The organism is Gemmatimonadota bacterium (genome assembly GCA_009841265.1).
Classification (GTDB): domain Bacteria; phylum JAAXHH01; class JAAXHH01; order JAAXHH01; family JAAXHH01; genus JAAXHH01.
Genome location: VXMB01000009.1, coordinates 1,313,642 through 1,331,165, shown reverse-complemented (window position 1 = coordinate 1,331,165; position 17,524 = coordinate 1,313,642). Strand labels below are relative to the sequence as shown.

Below are 17,524 nucleotides of genomic sequence, written 5' to 3'. Positions count from 1 at the left end.
AATTGTTATGTATTTTAACCCGTATTATTCGTTTTTTCAAGATATTGCTTGACATAGCCTAAGTGTCACCGACATAAGTAAATAGAAAGCCATGCACACGTGTTGCAGTTCGTTTTGCACCGCAGTGTGCATAGAAGCCGGGTCTTATTCAAAGCCGGGTTCTATACAGTATACAGAAACCAGGTAGAAGGCGCATACGATTGTCGAAGTGCGAGCGTGATTATGGATAAACACCGGAGAGGGAATCTAACGGACCGGTTCGTGTCCGTGGTGGACCAGCTGAATCGCCTGATGTCCGGGGGGAACTGGGTCAGGCTGCGGATACTGGATCTGAACGTCCATCACGTCAACACGCTTCAGGTGTTGAATCAGAATGGGCCGCTGCGCATGAGCACGATTGCCGATCATCTGGGCAGCACGCAGTCGCACGCCACGAACGTTGTCAAAAAACTGGTCGACCGGAAGTACCTGAACAGAAAATCGGATCCGGATGACCGAAGAGTCGTAATCTGCGAAATCACGGCCATGGGCAGGCTGATTGCAGACCGGTACCTGGAACTCGTCACGCAACGCGCGACCAGCATGGCCGAGTTGTGGGACGAAGAGCAATTGGAATCCGTCGTCGTGTCACTGGAGGTATTCTGCCGTGATGAAGCGACGTCGCGGGACCGGAGCGGTTCCAGTTCGGGCTAAATCATGTAGCGGGGTACAATAACGTAGCGGGAAAACTGGATTGCTGACTCGAAAAACCGGTTCCTGCCCTACCGTGCCAACCGCTAATCCACCTCCCCCGCCAGGGTCGTGACCGCTTCGACCAGCGTGTCCAACTCACCATCGCTGGTGTAGAACGCCACCGAGATCCGCACGCCGGTCGGTTCGTTGATGTAGGTGGCGCGTTGGGTGATCTGCCAGCGGTTCCGGAGCGCCTCGGAAACTTCGGTCCCTTCCATGCCCTCGATGGCGAAGGCGACGATTCCGGATTGGGTTTCGGCGCGGCGCGAACTGATGACCCGCACGCCGGGAATGGCGTCGAAGCGCGTGCGCAGCGATTCCGCTTTGCGGCCGGCCTCCTCCGCGATGGCCTGGGGTCCCCCGATGCCGTCCATGAAATCGAGGCTGGCTCGGAGACCCTGGTAGAGCATGCTCGACGGCGTGCCGGTCTCGTACTGGCGGGCCGTGCCATCCGGCGTGTGCGGCCGCCGCAGGGGCTTCAGTACTTGCTGTGCGTCTTTTTGAACATAGAGAAACCCGGTACCCATCGGCGAGAGCATCCACTTGTAGCAGTTGGTGGCGTAGAAATCGCAGCCCATGTCATGCAGGTCCACCGGGAACTGTCCGACGGCCTGGCAGCCGTCCCAGAGGGTCAGTACGCCGCGCGACCGCGCCAGCGCACAGACCTTCCGGGCGGGCAAACGGGTCCCGGTATCCGTCGTGACATGGCTGAAGCAGAACAGCCGGGTCCGCGGGGTGATGATGTCTTCCAGTCGTTTCAGGAAAACGTCCTTGTCCTGGTCGACCTCGACCACCCTGATGACGGCCCCTACCCGGTCCGCCAGGCCCTCGGCGGCCTGCAAGGGTACCGGGTGTTCTTCATTGGTGATGATCACCTCGTCGCCCGGCTGCCAGCTTAACCCGCCGAGTACCATGCCGTACCCCTCGCCGGTGCTCATGGTCAATGCGATTTCCCCGGCATCGGAGCCGAAGAATTCGGCAATCCTGGCCGGCATTTCCGATGCCGCCTGCTCCACCTTCGTATACAGGTCGGCAGGACCCACACTGCCGCTGAGCATCTGCTGATAGCCCTCGACCATCGCCTTGTTTACACAGACCGGCGCCTGGCCGATTCCACCGGTGTTCAGGTAGGTACCGAACCGCAACCCCGGCATCTGGTCTCGAATCTTTTCAATATCCATGGGCTTTCCTCTCATGGGCTTCCTCTTCTCCCTAATTCGCGAGGTGTCTACGGAAGAAGCCCACGGTAAGGTTCCACGCCTGCGCCGCCGCCGCCTCGTTGTACCGAGGCGTCGAGTTGTTGTGGAAACCGTGGAGCGTACCCTCGAACATGTGCATTTCATACGTAACGCCGTTCGCTTTGAGCGCCTCCTCGTACTCCGGCCACATGGCGTTGATGCGCCGGTCGGTCCCCGCGTAGACGATCATGAGGGCCGCCTCGATCTTCGGCACGTCCTCGCTCGCGGCCGTGGCGCCGTAGTACGGAACGCCGGCGTCCAGGTCGCTGCCGAGGGCCACCGCGAGGCGATTGGTCATCCCCCCGCCCCAGCAGAAACCCGTGGCGCCGAGACGGCCGTTTGAAAGGGCATGGTCCTTCAGAAACCGCGCGCTGTTGATCATGTCCTGGTCCAGCTTCTCCCGGTCGAGGCTCCGCTGCATGGTACGGCCGTCGTCATCGTTTCCCGGGTAGCCGCCGATCGGCGCCAGGCCGTCCGGGGCCAGCGCGAGGAAGCCGGCCACAGCCGCCCGCCGCGCCACGTCCTCGATGTAAGGGTTCAACCCCCGGTTCTCGTGGAAGATGATGACGGCGGGAAAGGGCCCGTCGCCCGTGGGTTGCACGAGGTATCCCCGCATGGTCCCGGAGTTGCCGCCGGGCGATGGGTACTCGACGTACGTCCCCTTGATGCGCCGGTCGGTGAAGGAGATCGTCTGGGCCTCGGCGTAGCGCGGCAGGAGCGCCTGCGCCATCGAGAGCGCGGAGACGCCGCCTATCGTGATCGCCGCGGCACGGCTCAGAAACGTGCGCCGGTCGATGTAGCCGTGACAGTATTCGTCATAAAGCTCGAAAACACGCGGATCGATCTTCTCTTCGGATGGCTTTGATTCTGGTGGCTTTTCTTCTGGTGACATGGGATGTCGCTCCTTGGGGTAGTGGGTGCTGATTCGATCATGCAGGCCGGACTGATGTCAGTGGTCGTGCTTGCTTACGCCGGACGTTGGTCTATAACCGGGATAAGCACGGTTGAATGCAACTGAGCAGTTCAGGCAAGTGTGTACGACAACTTGCATTTCGAAATGGCAGATCGTCATGTCTTCGGAAGAGCAGGTATGAATTAGGCCTCAAAGTACCCTGGCTTCAATCTAAAGTCCAGACATGATCCAAGAACTAGCAGAACATTCGGTGATCGACCCTGTCAGGTTAAAAAGAAATCACGAGATTACGGAACGTAACGCTGACTAACAGGATTAGAAGTATCACCGATTCGATCTACATCCGAATAGATTGAAGGCTGAGAGGAGGAGAGGAAGATGAGTACGCTGACGGACCTACTGGACAAGTTGCCCCTGGTCCGACGGAAGAAAGTCGAAGTATGGTCCGAGGAACGGATCGCCGAAGAGTTGTCGTTGCGGGACCTGCACAAGCTCGAAGGTAACGTACCGAATATGGAAGGAGTCAAACGATGTGCGAAATGTTCCGCGACAACTGGGCCTTCGGCGCACAGGTCATAACCGCCGTCGGCATACCCGTAATAACCATCCTGACTTTCGTCAATCAGGCCAACAGCGAGTTTCGAAACGAGATCAGGACCGAGCTGGCCGCAATACGGGCTGAGGTCCGAGATATAAACACCCGACTCGCCCGTGTTGAAGGTTATCTACGTGTACCGGATACAGAACAGGATGGAATGATGGAGGTGGGGGGAATCGAACCCCCGTCCGGAAGTGCCTAAGCGGGAACGTCTACATGCGTAGCCTGTTTTTTGGTCTCGTTCCGGAGAACTCCAGCAGGCAGGATTTAACCGGAACCAGCCTCAGTTGAGTCTCGCCTGGCGCCCTGAGGCGCGACGCCCGGCCAGCCTGCTTTATCGTCGCTTTTAACCATCCCGCAGGCGGGGCTGATCAAAAACGGGTTGCGCTAAGTTACCTTAGGCAGCCATTGCATACGAAGGTTCGTCTGCAGTTAATTTTGTTCCCAATGGTTTAACGAGGTTATCGGGGACCTCGGCACGCGATTCCCACCGCATCCACTCCCGTCGAATCCTTTCACCCCCATGTCAAAGAAGGTAGGACATTTGCCCTTCCCTGTCAAATCCACCCGTGTTTGAAGGCACCGGTGCGACCGGGAGAGGGCAGTGCACCGCCAGGGAATCGAACCCCGAACCCACTGATTAAGAGTCAGTTGCTCTGCCAATTGAGCTAGCGGTGCATCCATGAGCGCGGAAGGAATCGAACCTTCGACCCACAGATTAAAAGTCTGTTGCTCTGCCAACTGAGCTACGCGCCCTCGCAGGCGAAGCAAGATAAGCGGTTTCGCCCCGAAGGTCAACCAAATTGCGGTAATCCTGCGCAATCTCTAAACGCGGCAGACCTGCGAATCCCTACAGGAATATGGTCGCGTCCCGGTGCGATCCGACGGAGACGATCTTCACGTCGGTCTTCACCAGTTCCGAAACCCGTTCGATATAGGCACGGGCTTTAACGGGAAGATCGCTCCAGTTACGGATGTGCCCGGTAGGACAGTCCCAACCCTCCATCTCCTCGTAGACGGGTTCGCACTGGCCGAGGACGTTCGCGTCGCTGGGAAGGTGGGGGATTACGTCGCCGTTCAGCCGGTAGCCCACGCACAGCCGCAGCGTCCGGAGACTGTCCAGCGTGTCGAGCCGGGCGAGCGCCAGGCTGTCGATGCCGTTCACCATGACGGCGTAACGAACGACCATGGCGTCGAACCAGCCGCAACGCCGCGGGCGGCCCGTCGTGGCGCCGAACTCTCCCGCCATGCGCCGGAACTCGTCGCCCCAACGAGAGGGAAACTCCGTGGGGAAGGGCCCGTTGCCCACCCGGGTGGTGTAGGCCTTGGCCACGCCGATGACCTCGTCGATGCGCGTGGGGCCGACGCCGGCGCCCATGCAGGCGGCGCCCGTGGTCGTGTTGGAGGACGTGACGTAGGGGTAGGTCCCGTGGTCCACGTCCAGCAACGTGCCCTGGCTGCCCTCGAAGAGGATCTCCTTGCCGTCGTCGATGGCGTCGTTGAGGTATTCCGAGGTGTTGATCACGTATGGACCAATTTGCCGGGCGAAAGCCAGGTATTCGTCGATGATCCGGTCCGCGTCGAGTGCCTCGGCCTGGTAGAGGGAGTCGAGGATTCGGTTCGCTTCCTCGATGTTTCGCTGCAGCTTCTCCTTAAGCACGTCGTGGTCGTGCAGGTCGACGATGCGTATGCCCTTGCGGGCGGCCTTGTCCGCATAGGCCGGTCCGATACCGCGTCCCGTCGTGCCGATGCGCTCTTCTTCCTGTCTTTGCTCCTCCCCGACCCGGTCGATCAGCTTGTGATACGGCATGATGAGATGGGCGTTATGGCTGATGAACAGCCGTCCCTCCACGTCGATTCCGTGCGATCCGAGCATCTCGATCTCTTCCATCAGCGCTTCGGGATCGATCACGGTGCCGTTGCCGATGACGCAGGTCTTGTCCGGCCGCAGTATGCCCACGGGAATCAGGTGGAGGATATACTCCTGTTCTCCGATCTGGACGGTGTGTCCGGCATTGGCCCCGCCCTGGAACCGCACGACGATGTCGGCCTGCTCACTCAGAAAATCGACGATCTTGCCCTTGCCCTCGTCGCCCCAGGCTGCGCCTACGAGAATGCGAACGGCCATCTTTGCTTCCATCTCCCTCGTATACACCCGGCTGGCTGATTCTACTTTGAAATCGAGGCCGATCCCGGGTCCACAAACAACAAAAGGGCGAGTCATAAGACCCGCCCTCGAGACCATTAGATCTTACAGTTCATTTTATGTGGTATAGACGCGGAAGGTCAAGAAAAAACGGCTTAAAAAAAACTAGACAATGTCCATCGCCGGAACACCGCTGGCGGGACGCCCGCGCACCGCCAGCAAAGCGCCGCATAGATCGGTTGACAATCGAAACTTACTTGGTACTAATGCATGTAAGACTGAAAGCGTTCTGGAGCGAAGGACGCGAAAGATCAGGTTCAAGCAGCGGCCCGAAGCACGGGCCCGAAACTGCCGCGATCCAAAAAGAAAAGAGGAAGCGAGACCTGCCATGTATTCATGCATCAACGGCGCGACGACCATGCCCTATACGCTCGAGCAGGACCTCGAAGCCGCGGCGAAGGCGGGGTTCGACGCCGTGGAGATCTGGTCCAGGAAGCTCGATGCGTACCTGGAATCCCACGATACAGCCGAATTGAAGGCACTCCTGGATGCGTACGGGCTGCGGGCAGCTTCGCTGTGTCCCTACGGGCTGGTCGGGTTCTCCGACAACCGGGAGCAGCTTCATGCTATCGAACGCGCGGCGGAGGTGGCCGCGGCGATCGACTGCCCCGTCCTCCTCGTCTGCGCCGACTCGCCGCCGGACGGCATGGGCCGGGATGAGGCGTACGACATCATGGCCGCCACGGTCAATGCCTATGCCGAGCGGGCCGCCGCCCACGGGGTGAAGATCGCCATCGAGCCCCTCGGACAGCATCCCTTCATCCCGGGACCTCGCGAGGCCCTGGAGGTGATCGAACGTGCCGGACACGACAGCCTGGGACTGATGGTGGATTTCTTCCACTACTACAAGTCGGGCGTCCCACTCGAGGACATACGGACTATCCCCACCGAATTGCTGCTGATCGTCCACGTCGACGACTGCGAAGACCTGCCGCCGGCCGACCTGACCGACCAGCATCGTGTCTACATGGGTGAAGGCGTGCTTCCCCTGAAGGACATGATGGGTGTATTGCGCGAGAAAGGCTATGCGGGCGCCCTGTCGGTCGAGATTTTCCGGGAGGAATACTGGGAGAAGGACCCGATGGAGATATCCGCCGCGGCGAAAGCGGCGTACGACCGGATGATGGCCGGCTGAGGGCGGGATCGACGGCGGGGCCGCCTCGACTGGCCCTCACCGATCCCGAACGGCCCTACTCCGCCAGGGACTTCCGGTACCGTAGGTTCAGGGTCTTCGGATGGGCGGCGCGCGCCTCGTCGAGGCGGCCGACCGGTGTGGTGTGCGGGGCGTTCCGGACCAGTTCCGGGTCGTTTTCCGCTTCTTCTGCAATGGCCGTCATGGCGTCGATGAACCGGTCGATGGACTCCTTGCTCTCGGTTTCAGTGGGTTCGACCATGGCCGCCTCGGGCACGATGAGCGGGAAGTAGATCGTCGGCGCGTAGAAACCGTAGTCGAGCAGGCGCTTGGCGATGTCCAGCATCCGGACACCGTGCGCGCGGAACCGGGTGCCGGAGGCCACGAACTCGTGCTGGCAGGGCACTTCGGCGGGAATGGGCGTCTCCTTCTGCGTGCCGTGGACGAGGACGGTGCGGGGGTAGCTTTTCTCCAGGCGCCGCATGATGTAGTTGGCGTTCAGGATGGCGTTCTCGCTCACCTGGCGCAGGCCGTCGGGACCGTTGGCCCGGATATAGGCGTAGGCCCGGACCATCATGCCGAAGCTGCCGCCGAAACCGCGGACGCGGCCGATGGAATCCGGCCGGTCGTAGTCGAACCGGTACCCGTCGCCGTCCTTCACCGGCACGGGTGTTGGCAGGAACCGGACCAGGTCGCTCCGCACGCCCACGGGTCCCGCTCCCGGACCGCCGCCTCCGTGGGGCGTGGAAAAGGTCTTGTGCAGGTTGAAGTGGACGACGTCGAAGCCCATGTCGCCGGGCCGGGTTATGCCGAGGACCGCATTGAGATTCGCCCCGTCCATGTAGAGCAGCGCACCGGCGTCGTGGACGATGTCCGCGATGGTCCGTATCTCCGATTCGAAGAGCCCCAGCGTATTCGGGTTGGTGAGCATGAAGGCGGCCGTCTCCTCGTCGATCAGCTCCGCCAATTGGCCGGTGTCCACGAGCCCGTGGGCATTGGTCGGGATCTGCACCGTTTCGTAGCCCACCAGGGTGACGCTGGCCGGGTTGGTGCCGTGGGCCGAATCGGGGATGATGACCTTGCGCCGGGCGTGTCCGCGCGCCTCGTGATAGGCCCGCATGATCATCAGGCCGGTCAGTTCGCCGTGGGCCCCGGCCGCGGGCTGCAGCGTGACCCCTTCCAGTCCAGCGATCTCCGCGAGGTCCCTCGAAAGTTCGTACATCAACTGAAGACCGCCCTGGCAGGTCTCGTCTTGTTGCATGGGGTGCAGGCGTGCGAATCCCGGCAGGGCCGCCATGTCCTCGTTGACCTTCGGGTTGTGCTTGATGGTGCACGAACCCAGGGGGTACATGGCCCGGTCCGGATGATAGTTCAGGGTGGACAGCCGGGTATAGTGGCGGACGACGTCGACCTCGCTGACTTCGGGCAGCTCGGGCGGCGTGCCGCGGAGATCCGCTTCGGGCAGGTACGACGCAACTGGCTTGACGGGCACGTCCGGCGCGGGCAGCGAGACCCCTCTTCGTCCGGGAGAACTCAGTTCGAAAATAAGCGGTTCCAACAAACTCCGACCTCTCACTCTCAGGATGTGTCTGTTTCGTGTTCGGCGGTACTCAACTGAATCGCCCCAGCGCTTCGACCAGCCGGTCGATCTGGGTGCACGTCCGCCGCTCCGTCACCGCTATCAGCAGGCCGTCTTCCATTTCCAAGGACGGGAAGCGCGCCAGGTCGATGCCGGCAAGCAACCCGTCGTCCGCGAGCCGGGTCACGATCTCGCCGGGCGGTGCCGGCGTCCGCACCACGAATTCCTTGAAGAACGGCCGGTCGAAGGCGAGTTCGAAGCCCGGCAGGTCCGCGATGCGCGCCGCCGCGTAGTGGCTCTTGTGGAGGCACAGTTCCGCGACCTGCTTCAACCCCTCTTTCCCGATCAACGACAGGTAGATGGTCGCCATCAGGGCGTTGAGCTGCTGGCTGGTGCAGATGTTCGACGTCGCCTTGTCCCGCCGGATATGCTGTTCGCGGGCCTGCAGCGTCAGGACGAACCCCCGTCGGTTCTCCTGGTCGACGGTTTGCCCCGCGATGCGCCCGGGCATGCGCCGGACGAAGCGGTCCCGCGTCGCGAAGAAACCCAGGGCCGGTCCGCCGTAACTGACCTGGTTGCCCATGGATTGCCCTTCCCCCACGGCGATGTCCGCGCCGTAGGCGCCAGGAGACTCGATGACCCCGAGGGAGATCGGGTCCACGGCCATGACCAGGAGCGCGCCCGCGCCGTGCACGACCCGTACCAGGTCGTTCATGGACTCCAGGCAGCCGTAGAAATTGGGATGCTGTACGATCACGCAGGCCGTCTCGTCGGTCAGGGCCGACGCCAGTTGGCCGGGATCCAGCGCGCCGTTCGGGCAGGGAAGCGTCTCCACTTCGATGCCCGGCCCGTGGGCGTAGGTACGGACCGTCTCGACGTAATGGGGGTGCACGCTACCCGCCAGGATCACGCGGTCGCGCCCCGTGGCCGACCGGGCCAGCATGGCCGCTTCCGCCGTCGCCGAGGCGCCGTCGTACATGGAGGCGTTGGCCACGTCCAGGCCCGTAAGTTCGCAGATCATCGTCTGGAACTCGTAGATCCCCTGGAGCGTGCCCTGGCTCACTTCCGGCTGATAGGGCGTGTAAGAGGTCAGGAATTCCGAGCGGCTGGCCAGGTGGCCTATGGCGCTGGGAACGAAGTGATCGTACATGCCGCCGCCCACAAAGGACGCCATCCGGTCGGCGGATCTGTTTCGGGCGGCCATCTCGCCCATCGAATCGTGGAGTTCGAGTTCCGACAGGGCGGGCGGGAGGTCCAGGGGACCGTCGAGCCGGACGTCGTTTGGGATTACGGTCAGCAGTTCTTCGACCGACCCGATGCCGATGGCTTCCATCATGGCCTGGCGGTCGGCGTCGGTGTTGGGAATGTACGTCATGGATTCTCCGCAGGGGCCGCCTCAGGCGCCGACGAAGGAACGGCAGTCCGCAGGGGCCGCCTCAGGCGCCGACGAAGGAACGGTAGTCCGCGGCGGTCATCAGGCTGGTGAAGGCGCCCGCGTCATCCACCTTCAGCCTGATCATCCAACCGTCGCCGTAGGGGTCCTGGTTGACCGCCTCGGGGTTGTCTTCCAGGTCGTCGTTGACCTCCGTCACGGTCCCGCCCATCGGACTGTAGAGGTCCGACACGGTCTTCACGGCTTCCACCGCCCCGAAGACGCCCATCTCGGCCACCGGGTCGCCTTCCGAAGGCAGTTCCACGAAGACGATGTCGCCGAGTTCGGACTGCGCGAAATCCGTGATGCCGACGGTGGCGATGTCGCCCTCCAGGCGCACCCACTCGTGTTCGGTCGAATAGCGGAGATCTGAGGGCGTGTTCATGCGTTCCTTTCTCCGGCGCCCGGGCCCGACGCGGGCTGCCGCCGGTCATTTCGTCAACTCAGGGAACTCAGGGATTCAACGAAGTCCGTATCCGCCTGCCCGGAACGGAAGGTCGGGTGTTTCAACATGAACTGGTGGAACGGAATCGTCGTGTTGATGCCTTCGACGATAAACTCCTCAAGGGCCCGCTCGGTCCGCGTCATGGCCTCCTCCCGGTCCTTTCCCCAGACGATCAGCTTCGCCAGCATGGAGTCGTAGAAGGGCGTGACGACGTACTGGGCGTACACGTGGCTGTCCACCCGCACCCCGTAACCGCCTGGCGTGTGAAAACTCGTGATCTCACCCGTGGAGGGCATGAAATTCCTGTCCGGGTCCTCGGCGTTGATCCGGCATTCGATGGCGTGTCCCCGCATTTGCACATCTTCCTGCGCGAAACCCAGGGGATGGCCCGCGGCGACGCGGATCTGTTCCTTTACGAGGTCCTGTGAAACGACCATTTCCGTCACGGGGTGTTCCACCTGGATGCGCGTGTTCATCTCCATGAAATAGAACTGCCGGTCCTCGGTCACGAGGAACTCGACGGTGCCCGCGTTTTCGTAGTCGATCGCCCGCGCCGCGCGCAGGGCGGCCTCTCCCAGCCCGGAACGAAGCTCGTCGTCGACAAAAGGGGACGGCGACTCCTCGATGAGCTTCTGCCGCCGCCGCTGGATCGAACAGTCCCGCTCGCCGAGGTGGACGACCTGGCCGTGGCGGTCGCCCAGGACCTGCACCTCGATATGCCGGGCCTTCTCTATATACTTTTCCAGGTAAAGCGCGGGGTTGTTGAAGGCGTTCTGGGCCTCTCGCGAAGCCAGGCGGAAGGCTTCGCGCAACTCGCCCTCGTCGCGGACGATACGGATTCCCCGCCCGCCGCCTCCGGCGGAGGCCTTTATGACCAGGGGAAACCCGATATCCCTGGAAGCCTCAACCGCGGCGTCCTCGTCGTCGACGACATCTTCCGTGCCCGGGATGGTGGGAACGTCAGAGGCCGCCACCGTCTTTCGCGCTTCGGCCTTGTCGCCCATGAGGCGGATGGCCCTGGACGGCGGTCCGATGAAGGCGATGTCGCAGGACTCGCAGACTTCGGCGAAGTGGGGGTTTTCGGACAGGAAACCGTATCCGGGATGCACGGCGTCGGCGTTCATGATTTCCGCCGCGCTGATGATGCGGGGTATGTTCAGGTAGCTGTCGTTCGGCGCGTTGCTGCCGATGCAGACCGCCTCGTCGGCGAAGCGGACGTGGAGGGAGTCCTGATCCGTTTCGGAGTGGACGGCCAGCGTCGCGATGTTCAACTCTTTGCACGAGCGGATGACGCGCAGGGCGATCTCGCCGCGGTTGGCGATGAGGATCTTCTGGAACATCGCTTCCTATGCCGGTTCGATCAGAAACAACGGTTGGCCGTATTCGACGGGCTGGGCGTCTTCCACCAGGATGGCCATCACGCGCCCGTTCAATTCGGACTGGATGGGATTCATCAGCTTCATGGCTTCGATGATGCACAGCTGCTGGCCGGTGCTGATCCGGTCCTGCTCCTGAACGAAGGGGTCGGCGTCGGGCTCGGGTGACCGGTAGAAGGTACCCACCATGGGCGAGGTCACCTCGACGTAGGTACTGTCCGCGGAGTCCGCCTGGCCGTCGTCCTGCCGTACGTGTTCCGCGGGTGGCGCGGCGGCCTGCGCGTGCGTATCCGCCGCGGGTGCGGGGACGGCGGCCGCGGTCGCCCCGGGCGTCATGCGCACGATCCGGATCTTCCGGTCGCCCTCGGCCACCTCGACTTCCTGGATGTCCGTATCCCTCAGCGATTCGATCAGCTTGAGCACCTCATCGATTCCCATGTCAGGCTCCTCGGAAGGGCGGCTACACCCGCTCTACGTATTCGCGGGACCGCGTATCGATGCGCAGCACGTCGCCGGGGTTGATGAACAGCGGAACCTGCACCACGGCGCCGCTTTCGAGCGTGGCCGGCTTGGTGCCTCCCGTTGCGGTGTCGCCGCGGATACCCGGATCGGTCTGCGTCACTTCCAGCTCGATGAAATTCGGCATCTCAATGCCCACGACGCCCTGGTCCGCGGTGAGCAGTTCGAGCGTCATGCTGTCCTTGATGTAATCCTTGTTGTCGCCGATGATCGACGTGCTTACCGGCACCTGTTCGTAGGTCTCCAGGTCCATCATGTAGTACATGTCGCCGTCAGTATACTGGAACTGGAACTTGCGCCGTTCCACCCGCACGTCTTCCAGCTTGTCCGAGGCCTTGTAGGTCTTCTCGATCACGGCCCCGGTGTGGATATGCTTCAGTCGGGTGCGCGAAAAGGCCGTTCCCTTGCCCGGTTTGATGTGTTCGCAACCCGTGATGAAGTATATGGATCCATCGATCCTGATGGTCATACCGGTGCGCAGGTCCGTAGCGTTCACCATAAAATCGGGCTGGTCTCCTTTGACGGCTTCATCGGCCGTTACGCGGCATCCGGTTCACCGCCGAAACTTTGGCGCGCCGTGGACCCGGTCCGGACGGGTAGAAAACGTCCCCATTTAAAGGGTGGGCAACGGGATTCGAACCCGCGACCTCCAGAGCCACAGTCTAGCGCTCTAACCAACTGAGCTATGCCCACCATCACCGACGAATGGAGCAGGCAATATAGGCGGGATACCAAACGACTGTCAAGGGAATTGTCGGGAATCAGACGTCCCCGGTTACGGCGCTCCGTCCACGGTTTCGAAGACCGTCCCCGCCTCTTCCAGGGGACGTCGGACGACGGTTTCGGGTAGACGCACCCCGATGTCGGACGGCCGCAGCCCGCGGTTGATCGACTGGGTCCGGTAGGTCAGTTCGAACGTCCCCGCACGGGGGCCGTCCCGGGTGATGCGGACCTTTTCCGGTCTCCAGACCCCGTTCCGGTTTCGAAAGCGGTCGAAGGTCCGGGTGATTGACCTGGTGACGGACCCCTGGTTCACGGGAGATTCCGACGCCTCGCGCGTGACCGTCATCCTGTCCGTGTCGATCCACAGCGTCCTCCGGCCGGAATCGTCCCCAAGCGTAACGGCCGCCGTATTTCCGTCGCGGCGGTAGTCGGTGACGGGCAACCCCTGGTACCTGCCAGGCGCTATAGTCCCGGTCACGGCGGTGTGCACGTCGTCCAGCGTCACGTCGAGTCCGGGAATGGACGCGTCGCGTGTCTCGAGCGTACCTTCGAACACCGTGTTTTCCCGAGGCATGTACAACCGCACGCGGAGGTCGTGGATCAGGACGACGGCGAGGATCTCGAAAAGGGCGCCGTGTACGTCGATACGGAATCGCGCCGGGCTGAGATACCGGATGCGGAGGGACGCGCGGCCACGGTGCCCCGCGAAGGAGGTCTCCACGCCCGCGCTGCCCCTGAAATCCTGGAGGCGCCTGGAGGCCGCTTCGATCTCCTGGAGGAGCAGTTCGACCGGCAGGGGTGGCGGAGCTGGAGGCGGCGGTCGGCAGGACAGCAGCAGGAGACCGAGGCAGGCGAGTATCCAGAACCGGCCGGTCCGACCGTGCCGGTCGGTCCAACCGTGCCGGCCGGACGTATTATCTGGCATCTTGGAGCTTCTGCAGGATCTCTTCGGATTCCTCGGGGGTTATGTCTTCCATTTCGAGGGCGCGCTGCCAGTACCGAACGGCGCTTCGGTGCATGCCGAGCCGGCTGTATATGTCCCCGAGATGGTCGTGCACCGTGGCGCTCGTGTCTTCGTATTGCAGGGCCTTTTCCACGTACTGCCGCGCTTTCCGGTAGTCGCCCAGCCGGTAGTACACCCACCCCAGGCTGTCGAGGAACGCGCCGTTTTCCGGGCTTTTCTCGAGGGCTTTCTCGATCATTACCTTGGCTTCTTCGAGCCGCAGGCCCCGGTCGGCCAGGATGTAACCCAGGTAGTTCAGCGTGTAGATGTCTTCGGGGTCGATTTCAAGGGCGGTCTCGAAGGTGGCCACGGCTTTCTCGAACTGGCCCGACTGGTCGTAGTTCTGCGCCAGCAGGAAATGGAGGCGGTGGTGGTCGTTGAACCGCTCGACCGCTTCTTTCGTGATTGCGATGGCTTCTTCGTAATTCTCCTGCTCGGTATGGGCATATCCCAGGTAGAACCAAAGGTCGGGGTTCCCGGGCGCCTTTTCCAGCCCGTCACGAAGGGCCTGAATGCCGGTCTCGTAATCCTCCTGGCGCAGATGGGATAGGCCGAGATTCACCCACCCTCTTCCATCCTGCGGGTTGAGGTCCACGACCTTGCGGAAGTGCACGCCGGCCTGGCCGAATTCTTCCCGGGACATGAAACTCACGCCCAGGTACAGGTAGAACTCGGGCATATCGGGCAGGATCGACAGGGCCTGGGTGAGCACGCGTTCGGCCTGTTCGTTCTGGTCCTGACGGAGATAGGCCAGGCTCAGGCTGATCCACCCGCGCGGATCATGGCGGTTGATGCCGATGCTCTTCTGCGACTGGTCGATGGCCTGGTTGTACATCCCGTTCTCGAGGTAGACGTTCGCCAGGTTCAGGCGCAGGGTAACGTCGTCCGGCAATATCTCCACACCTTCATGCAATGCGGCGATGCCCTCCTGCGTCTGTCCCTGATCCATTAGGGCGTATCCCAGCGAAATCCAGCTTCGGCCGTGGGCGGGATCCGCGGCGACGGCCGATCGGTACGCGGCGACGGCGAGGGGATAGGCGCCGGTTTCCTGGTAGACGAAGCCCAAGTTCAGGTAGAGGTCGGGGTGGTCTCCCAGGACGCCCAGGCCCTCGTTCAGCGCGTTCACGGCCTGTTCAGTCCGTCCGGTGGCGCGGTAGGCCATCCCCAGGCCGATCCTGAATCTCACTTCGCGCTCGTCCAGGGAGATCGCCTGCTGCAGCGGCGCCACGGCCTCCGCCGGCTTGTCCTGGTCGAGCAGCACGTCGCCCAGTGCGCCATGAAGCTCCGCCGAGCCGGGGTGCAGTTCGAGGCCCTCCTCCAAGGTGGAGAGCGCCTGCTCCGCTTCGCCGAGGTCCTGGTAGGCCTCCCCCAGTTCCGCCCAAAGGGCCGGGGAGGTCCGGTTGTGCTCCAGCAGCACCCGGTATTCCTCCACCGCTTCGCCCGGCCGGCCGAGGAACATCAAGAGGCGCGCGAGCCGGTGCCGCAGGGCTGCTTCGCGGTCGGGGCCCAGCGCAATAATCTCACGGTACATGACGACGGCCCGGTCCCACTGCCGCCTTTGCTCATAGATCTCCGTCAGGCCCACCCGCGCAGGGATCGAGTCGGGATAGTCGTCGAGCACCTTCTGCAGCGCGATGACCGCCTTGTCGTACATCCCTCTCTGCCTGTAAACATCGGCCAGTTTGAAGTGGAATTCGGGATTGCGCGGCGCCAGGCGGCTCACCGTTTCCAGTTCCCTCAGCGCGGCATCCGGGTCGTTCAGCCGGCTCGCGAGCTGGGAAAGGGCGATATGGGCCTCGATGTGACCCGGATCCAGCGTGACGACCCGTTCGAAAGCGGCCCGGGCCGGCAGGTACCTGCCCAGTTCGGCGTGATACCTGCCCAGCACGAACCAGGACTCCGTGGCCGTCGAATCGAGTTCCACCGCCGTCCTGGCGTGTTGCTGCGCCTTGTCGCGCTCCGTCACGCGGTAGTAGACCTGGGCGAGGGCGGTGTGGATTTCCGCCGAGGTGGAATCGTATTCCAGCGCCTGTAGATAGGATTTGATCGCGTTGACCGGATCGTTCCTGGCCTCGTGAAGGCCGCCCTCCGCGTAATGCTCCAGGGCCCTGGCCCGATCCACCTGTCCGAGTGCGTACTCCGGGGGACAGACGGCGGCCAGCATCACGGTGACGACGAGGACGTACCAGTTACGACCGGCGGCGCCGAGCCTTCTCCCGACCGGCATGTTTACTCCCTTCGCCGTGTAACTACCTGAAGATCCGGGTGACATCGTTGAATACCACGAACACCATCAGCACCAGCAGGAGGGCCATTCCCGTCTGCTGCCATACCATCCGGTACTTCAGGGAAAGCGGACGCCGGATGATCTTCTCGACGCCCAGGATGAGGAGCTGGCCGCCGTCCAGCGCGGGTATGGGCAGCAGGTTCAGGATGGCGAGGTTGATGCTCAGAAAGGCCATGAAACTGAAGAGGCTGCTCGCGCCCTGGCGGGCGCTGTCTCCCGCCATCTGGGCTATGGCGATGGGACCGCCCACCGAGTCGGTGGACACTTGCCCCATGACCAGTTTCCCCACGAAGTCGACGATGGTAACGGTGACGGCCACCAGTTGCGTGCCCGCCAGTCCCGCGGAGGTGGCGATCCCGATCGGACTGCGTTTGATGTGGTCCTGCTGGGTGATGCCGATCTGGCCGATGTCGATGACGTCTCCGGTCTCCCGGTCCAGGTCCTGGGCTGTATTGGGTATGATGCTCACCAGGTGGGACTGGCCGTTCCGGGTCCAGGACACCGCGGTCTCCATGCCCGGCCGGACGCGTATCTGCTCGACCATCTCGTACCACTGCGTGACCGGAACGCCGTTCACGGACGTGATCACGTCCCCGGGCCTGAGACCGGCCTTCTCGGCGGGTGAATCCGGGATGACCGTGCTCACGGCCGACGCGCGGAAATAGTCCAGTCCGCCCAGCCGTTCCGCCGTCCCGCCATCGTCGTACCGCACCTGGACCGTGCGGTCCTGCCCATCCCGGCGCAGCTTCAGGGACAGGGACGCCCCCGTGCCGGTCGAGAGCCGTTCCCGGACATCCTCCCAGGTATCGACGGCCGCCTGGTCGATTTCGAGGATTTCATCGCCGACCTGCAAACCTGCCGCGGCATAGGGGCTTGCAACGTCCACCCGGCCAACGGTGGTCGTATCGACGAGCATCACGCCCATGGTCGCGTAGAACAACCAGAAGATGATAAAGGCGAGGACGAAGTTCGCCCCTGGACCGGCCGCGATGACGAAGGCGCGGGCCCCCACGGACTTGGACTGGAACTCCCATGGCTTGCCGCCTTCCCCTTCGGACTGTGCGTCGGGCCGCTCCCCGGCCATGGACACGTATCCCCCCAGGGGGATCCAGGAGATACAGTATTCGGTTTCCCCCACTTTCTTTCCGATCATCTTGGGCGGAAAGCCGAGGGAGAACCGTTCCACCCTGATGCCCATGTGCTTGGCGGCCAGGAAATGGCCGAGTTCGTGGAAGAAGACCAGCAATCCCAGGACGAAAATCGCCGATAACACGGTGGTCAGCATGCCTAAGTCTCCGTTCTGCTTCTGCCGTCTCAGATCCGATTGCTTACGATGTTCCC

At 62.6% G+C, this 17,524-nt stretch carries 14 protein-coding genes, 3 tRNA genes and 1 other RNA gene; 2 read left to right on the top strand and 16 right to left on the bottom strand.

Features of this window, described 5'->3' with window-relative positions:
- The first annotated feature begins 222 nt into the window (after positions 1-222).
- A complete protein-coding gene (locus F4X08_10660; GenBank protein ID MYD26259.1) occupies positions 223-693 on the top strand; it encodes a MarR family transcriptional regulator in 471 nt (156 codons plus the stop codon).
- An 83-nt stretch (positions 694-776) separates the two neighbouring features.
- Here the strand turns inward: F4X08_10660 and F4X08_10655 are convergent, their stop codons facing one another.
- The 6 genes from F4X08_10655 to F4X08_10630 all read right to left on the bottom strand — a co-directional run bounded on the left by F4X08_10655 (position 777) and on the right by F4X08_10630 (position 5,609).
- The gene (locus tag F4X08_10655) at positions 777-1,928 is read right to left on the bottom strand and encodes an aminotransferase class V-fold PLP-dependent enzyme (GenBank protein ID MYD26258.1); all 1,152 of its coding nucleotides are present in this window, start codon (positions 1,926-1,928) and stop codon (positions 777-779) included.
- 16 nt (positions 1,929-1,944) lie between these two features.
- Positions 1,945-2,862, bottom strand: coding sequence for a dienelactone hydrolase family protein (locus F4X08_10650; protein MYD26257.1), 918 nt, complete (start codon positions 2,860-2,862; stop codon positions 1,945-1,947).
- Positions 2,863-3,639: 777 nt separating this feature from the next.
- Positions 3,640-4,004, bottom strand: a transfer-messenger RNA (tmRNA) gene (gene ssrA / locus F4X08_10645).
- A gap of 82 nt (positions 4,005-4,086) precedes the next feature.
- Positions 4,087-4,159, bottom strand: a tRNA-Lys gene (locus tag F4X08_10640).
- A gap of 5 nt (positions 4,160-4,164) precedes the next feature.
- Positions 4,165-4,237 (bottom strand) — tRNA-Lys (locus F4X08_10635).
- A 94-nt stretch (positions 4,238-4,331) separates the two neighbouring features.
- Positions 4,332-5,609 carry an adenylosuccinate synthase gene (locus F4X08_10630; protein ID MYD26256.1) on the bottom strand — a complete coding sequence of 426 codons (1,278 nt, stop codon included), beginning with the start codon at positions 5,607-5,609 and terminating at the stop codon, positions 4,332-4,334.
- A gap of 190 nt (positions 5,610-5,799) precedes the next feature.
- On the opposite strand from F4X08_10630, the gene F4X08_10625 reads away from it, so the two are divergent.
- Positions 5,800-6,822, top strand: coding sequence for a sugar phosphate isomerase/epimerase (locus F4X08_10625; GenBank protein MYD26255.1), 1,023 nt, complete (start codon positions 5,800-5,802; stop codon positions 6,820-6,822).
- A 55-nt stretch (positions 6,823-6,877) separates the two neighbouring features.
- On the opposite strand, the gene F4X08_10620 is transcribed toward F4X08_10625, so the two are convergent.
- The 10 genes from F4X08_10620 to rseP form a co-directional block, all read right to left on the bottom strand.
- Positions 6,878-8,377, bottom strand: a complete 1,500-nt coding sequence (locus F4X08_10620; GenBank protein MYD26254.1) for a glycine dehydrogenase subunit 2 — start codon at positions 8,375-8,377, stop codon at positions 6,878-6,880.
- Between the two features lie 52 nt (positions 8,378-8,429).
- Positions 8,430-9,773, bottom strand: a complete 1,344-nt coding sequence (locus tag F4X08_10615; protein ID MYD26253.1) for an aminomethyl-transferring glycine dehydrogenase subunit GcvPA — start codon at positions 9,771-9,773, stop codon at positions 8,430-8,432.
- 61 nt (positions 9,774-9,834) lie between these two features.
- A complete protein-coding gene (gcvH, locus tag F4X08_10610) occupies positions 9,835-10,215 on the bottom strand; it encodes a glycine cleavage system protein GcvH (GenBank protein ID MYD26252.1) in 381 nt (126 codons plus the stop codon).
- Positions 10,216-10,268: 53 nt separating this feature from the next.
- A complete protein-coding gene (gene accC / locus F4X08_10605; protein ID MYD26251.1) occupies positions 10,269-11,615 on the bottom strand; it encodes an acetyl-CoA carboxylase biotin carboxylase subunit in 1,347 nt (448 codons plus the stop codon).
- Positions 11,616-11,621: 6 nt separating this feature from the next.
- Complete coding sequence (gene accB, locus F4X08_10600; GenBank protein ID MYD26250.1) at positions 11,622-12,089, bottom strand: acetyl-CoA carboxylase biotin carboxyl carrier protein; 468 nt, start codon at positions 12,087-12,089, stop codon at positions 11,622-11,624.
- Positions 12,090-12,111: 22 nt separating this feature from the next.
- Positions 12,112-12,669: an elongation factor P gene (gene efp / locus F4X08_10595; protein ID MYD26249.1), complete on the bottom strand. Its 558-nt coding sequence runs from the start codon at positions 12,667-12,669 to the stop codon at positions 12,112-12,114.
- A gap of 120 nt (positions 12,670-12,789) precedes the next feature.
- Positions 12,790-12,863: transfer RNA gene (locus F4X08_10590), tRNA-His, on the bottom strand.
- 82 nt (positions 12,864-12,945) lie between these two features.
- On the bottom strand, positions 12,946-13,818 hold the full coding sequence (locus F4X08_10585) for a hypothetical protein (protein MYD26248.1): 873 nt from the start codon (positions 13,816-13,818) through the stop codon (positions 12,946-12,948).
- Positions 13,808-16,168, bottom strand: a complete 2,361-nt coding sequence (locus F4X08_10580) for a tetratricopeptide repeat protein (protein ID MYD26247.1) — start codon at positions 16,166-16,168, stop codon at positions 13,808-13,810. The genes F4X08_10585 and F4X08_10580 overlap by 11 nt, the downstream gene beginning before the upstream one ends.
- Positions 16,146-17,468, bottom strand: coding sequence for an RIP metalloprotease RseP (gene rseP, locus F4X08_10575; GenBank protein MYD26246.1), 1,323 nt, complete (start codon positions 17,466-17,468; stop codon positions 16,146-16,148). The genes F4X08_10580 and rseP overlap by 23 nt, the downstream gene beginning before the upstream one ends.
- Positions 17,469-17,524: the final 56 nt, after the last annotated feature.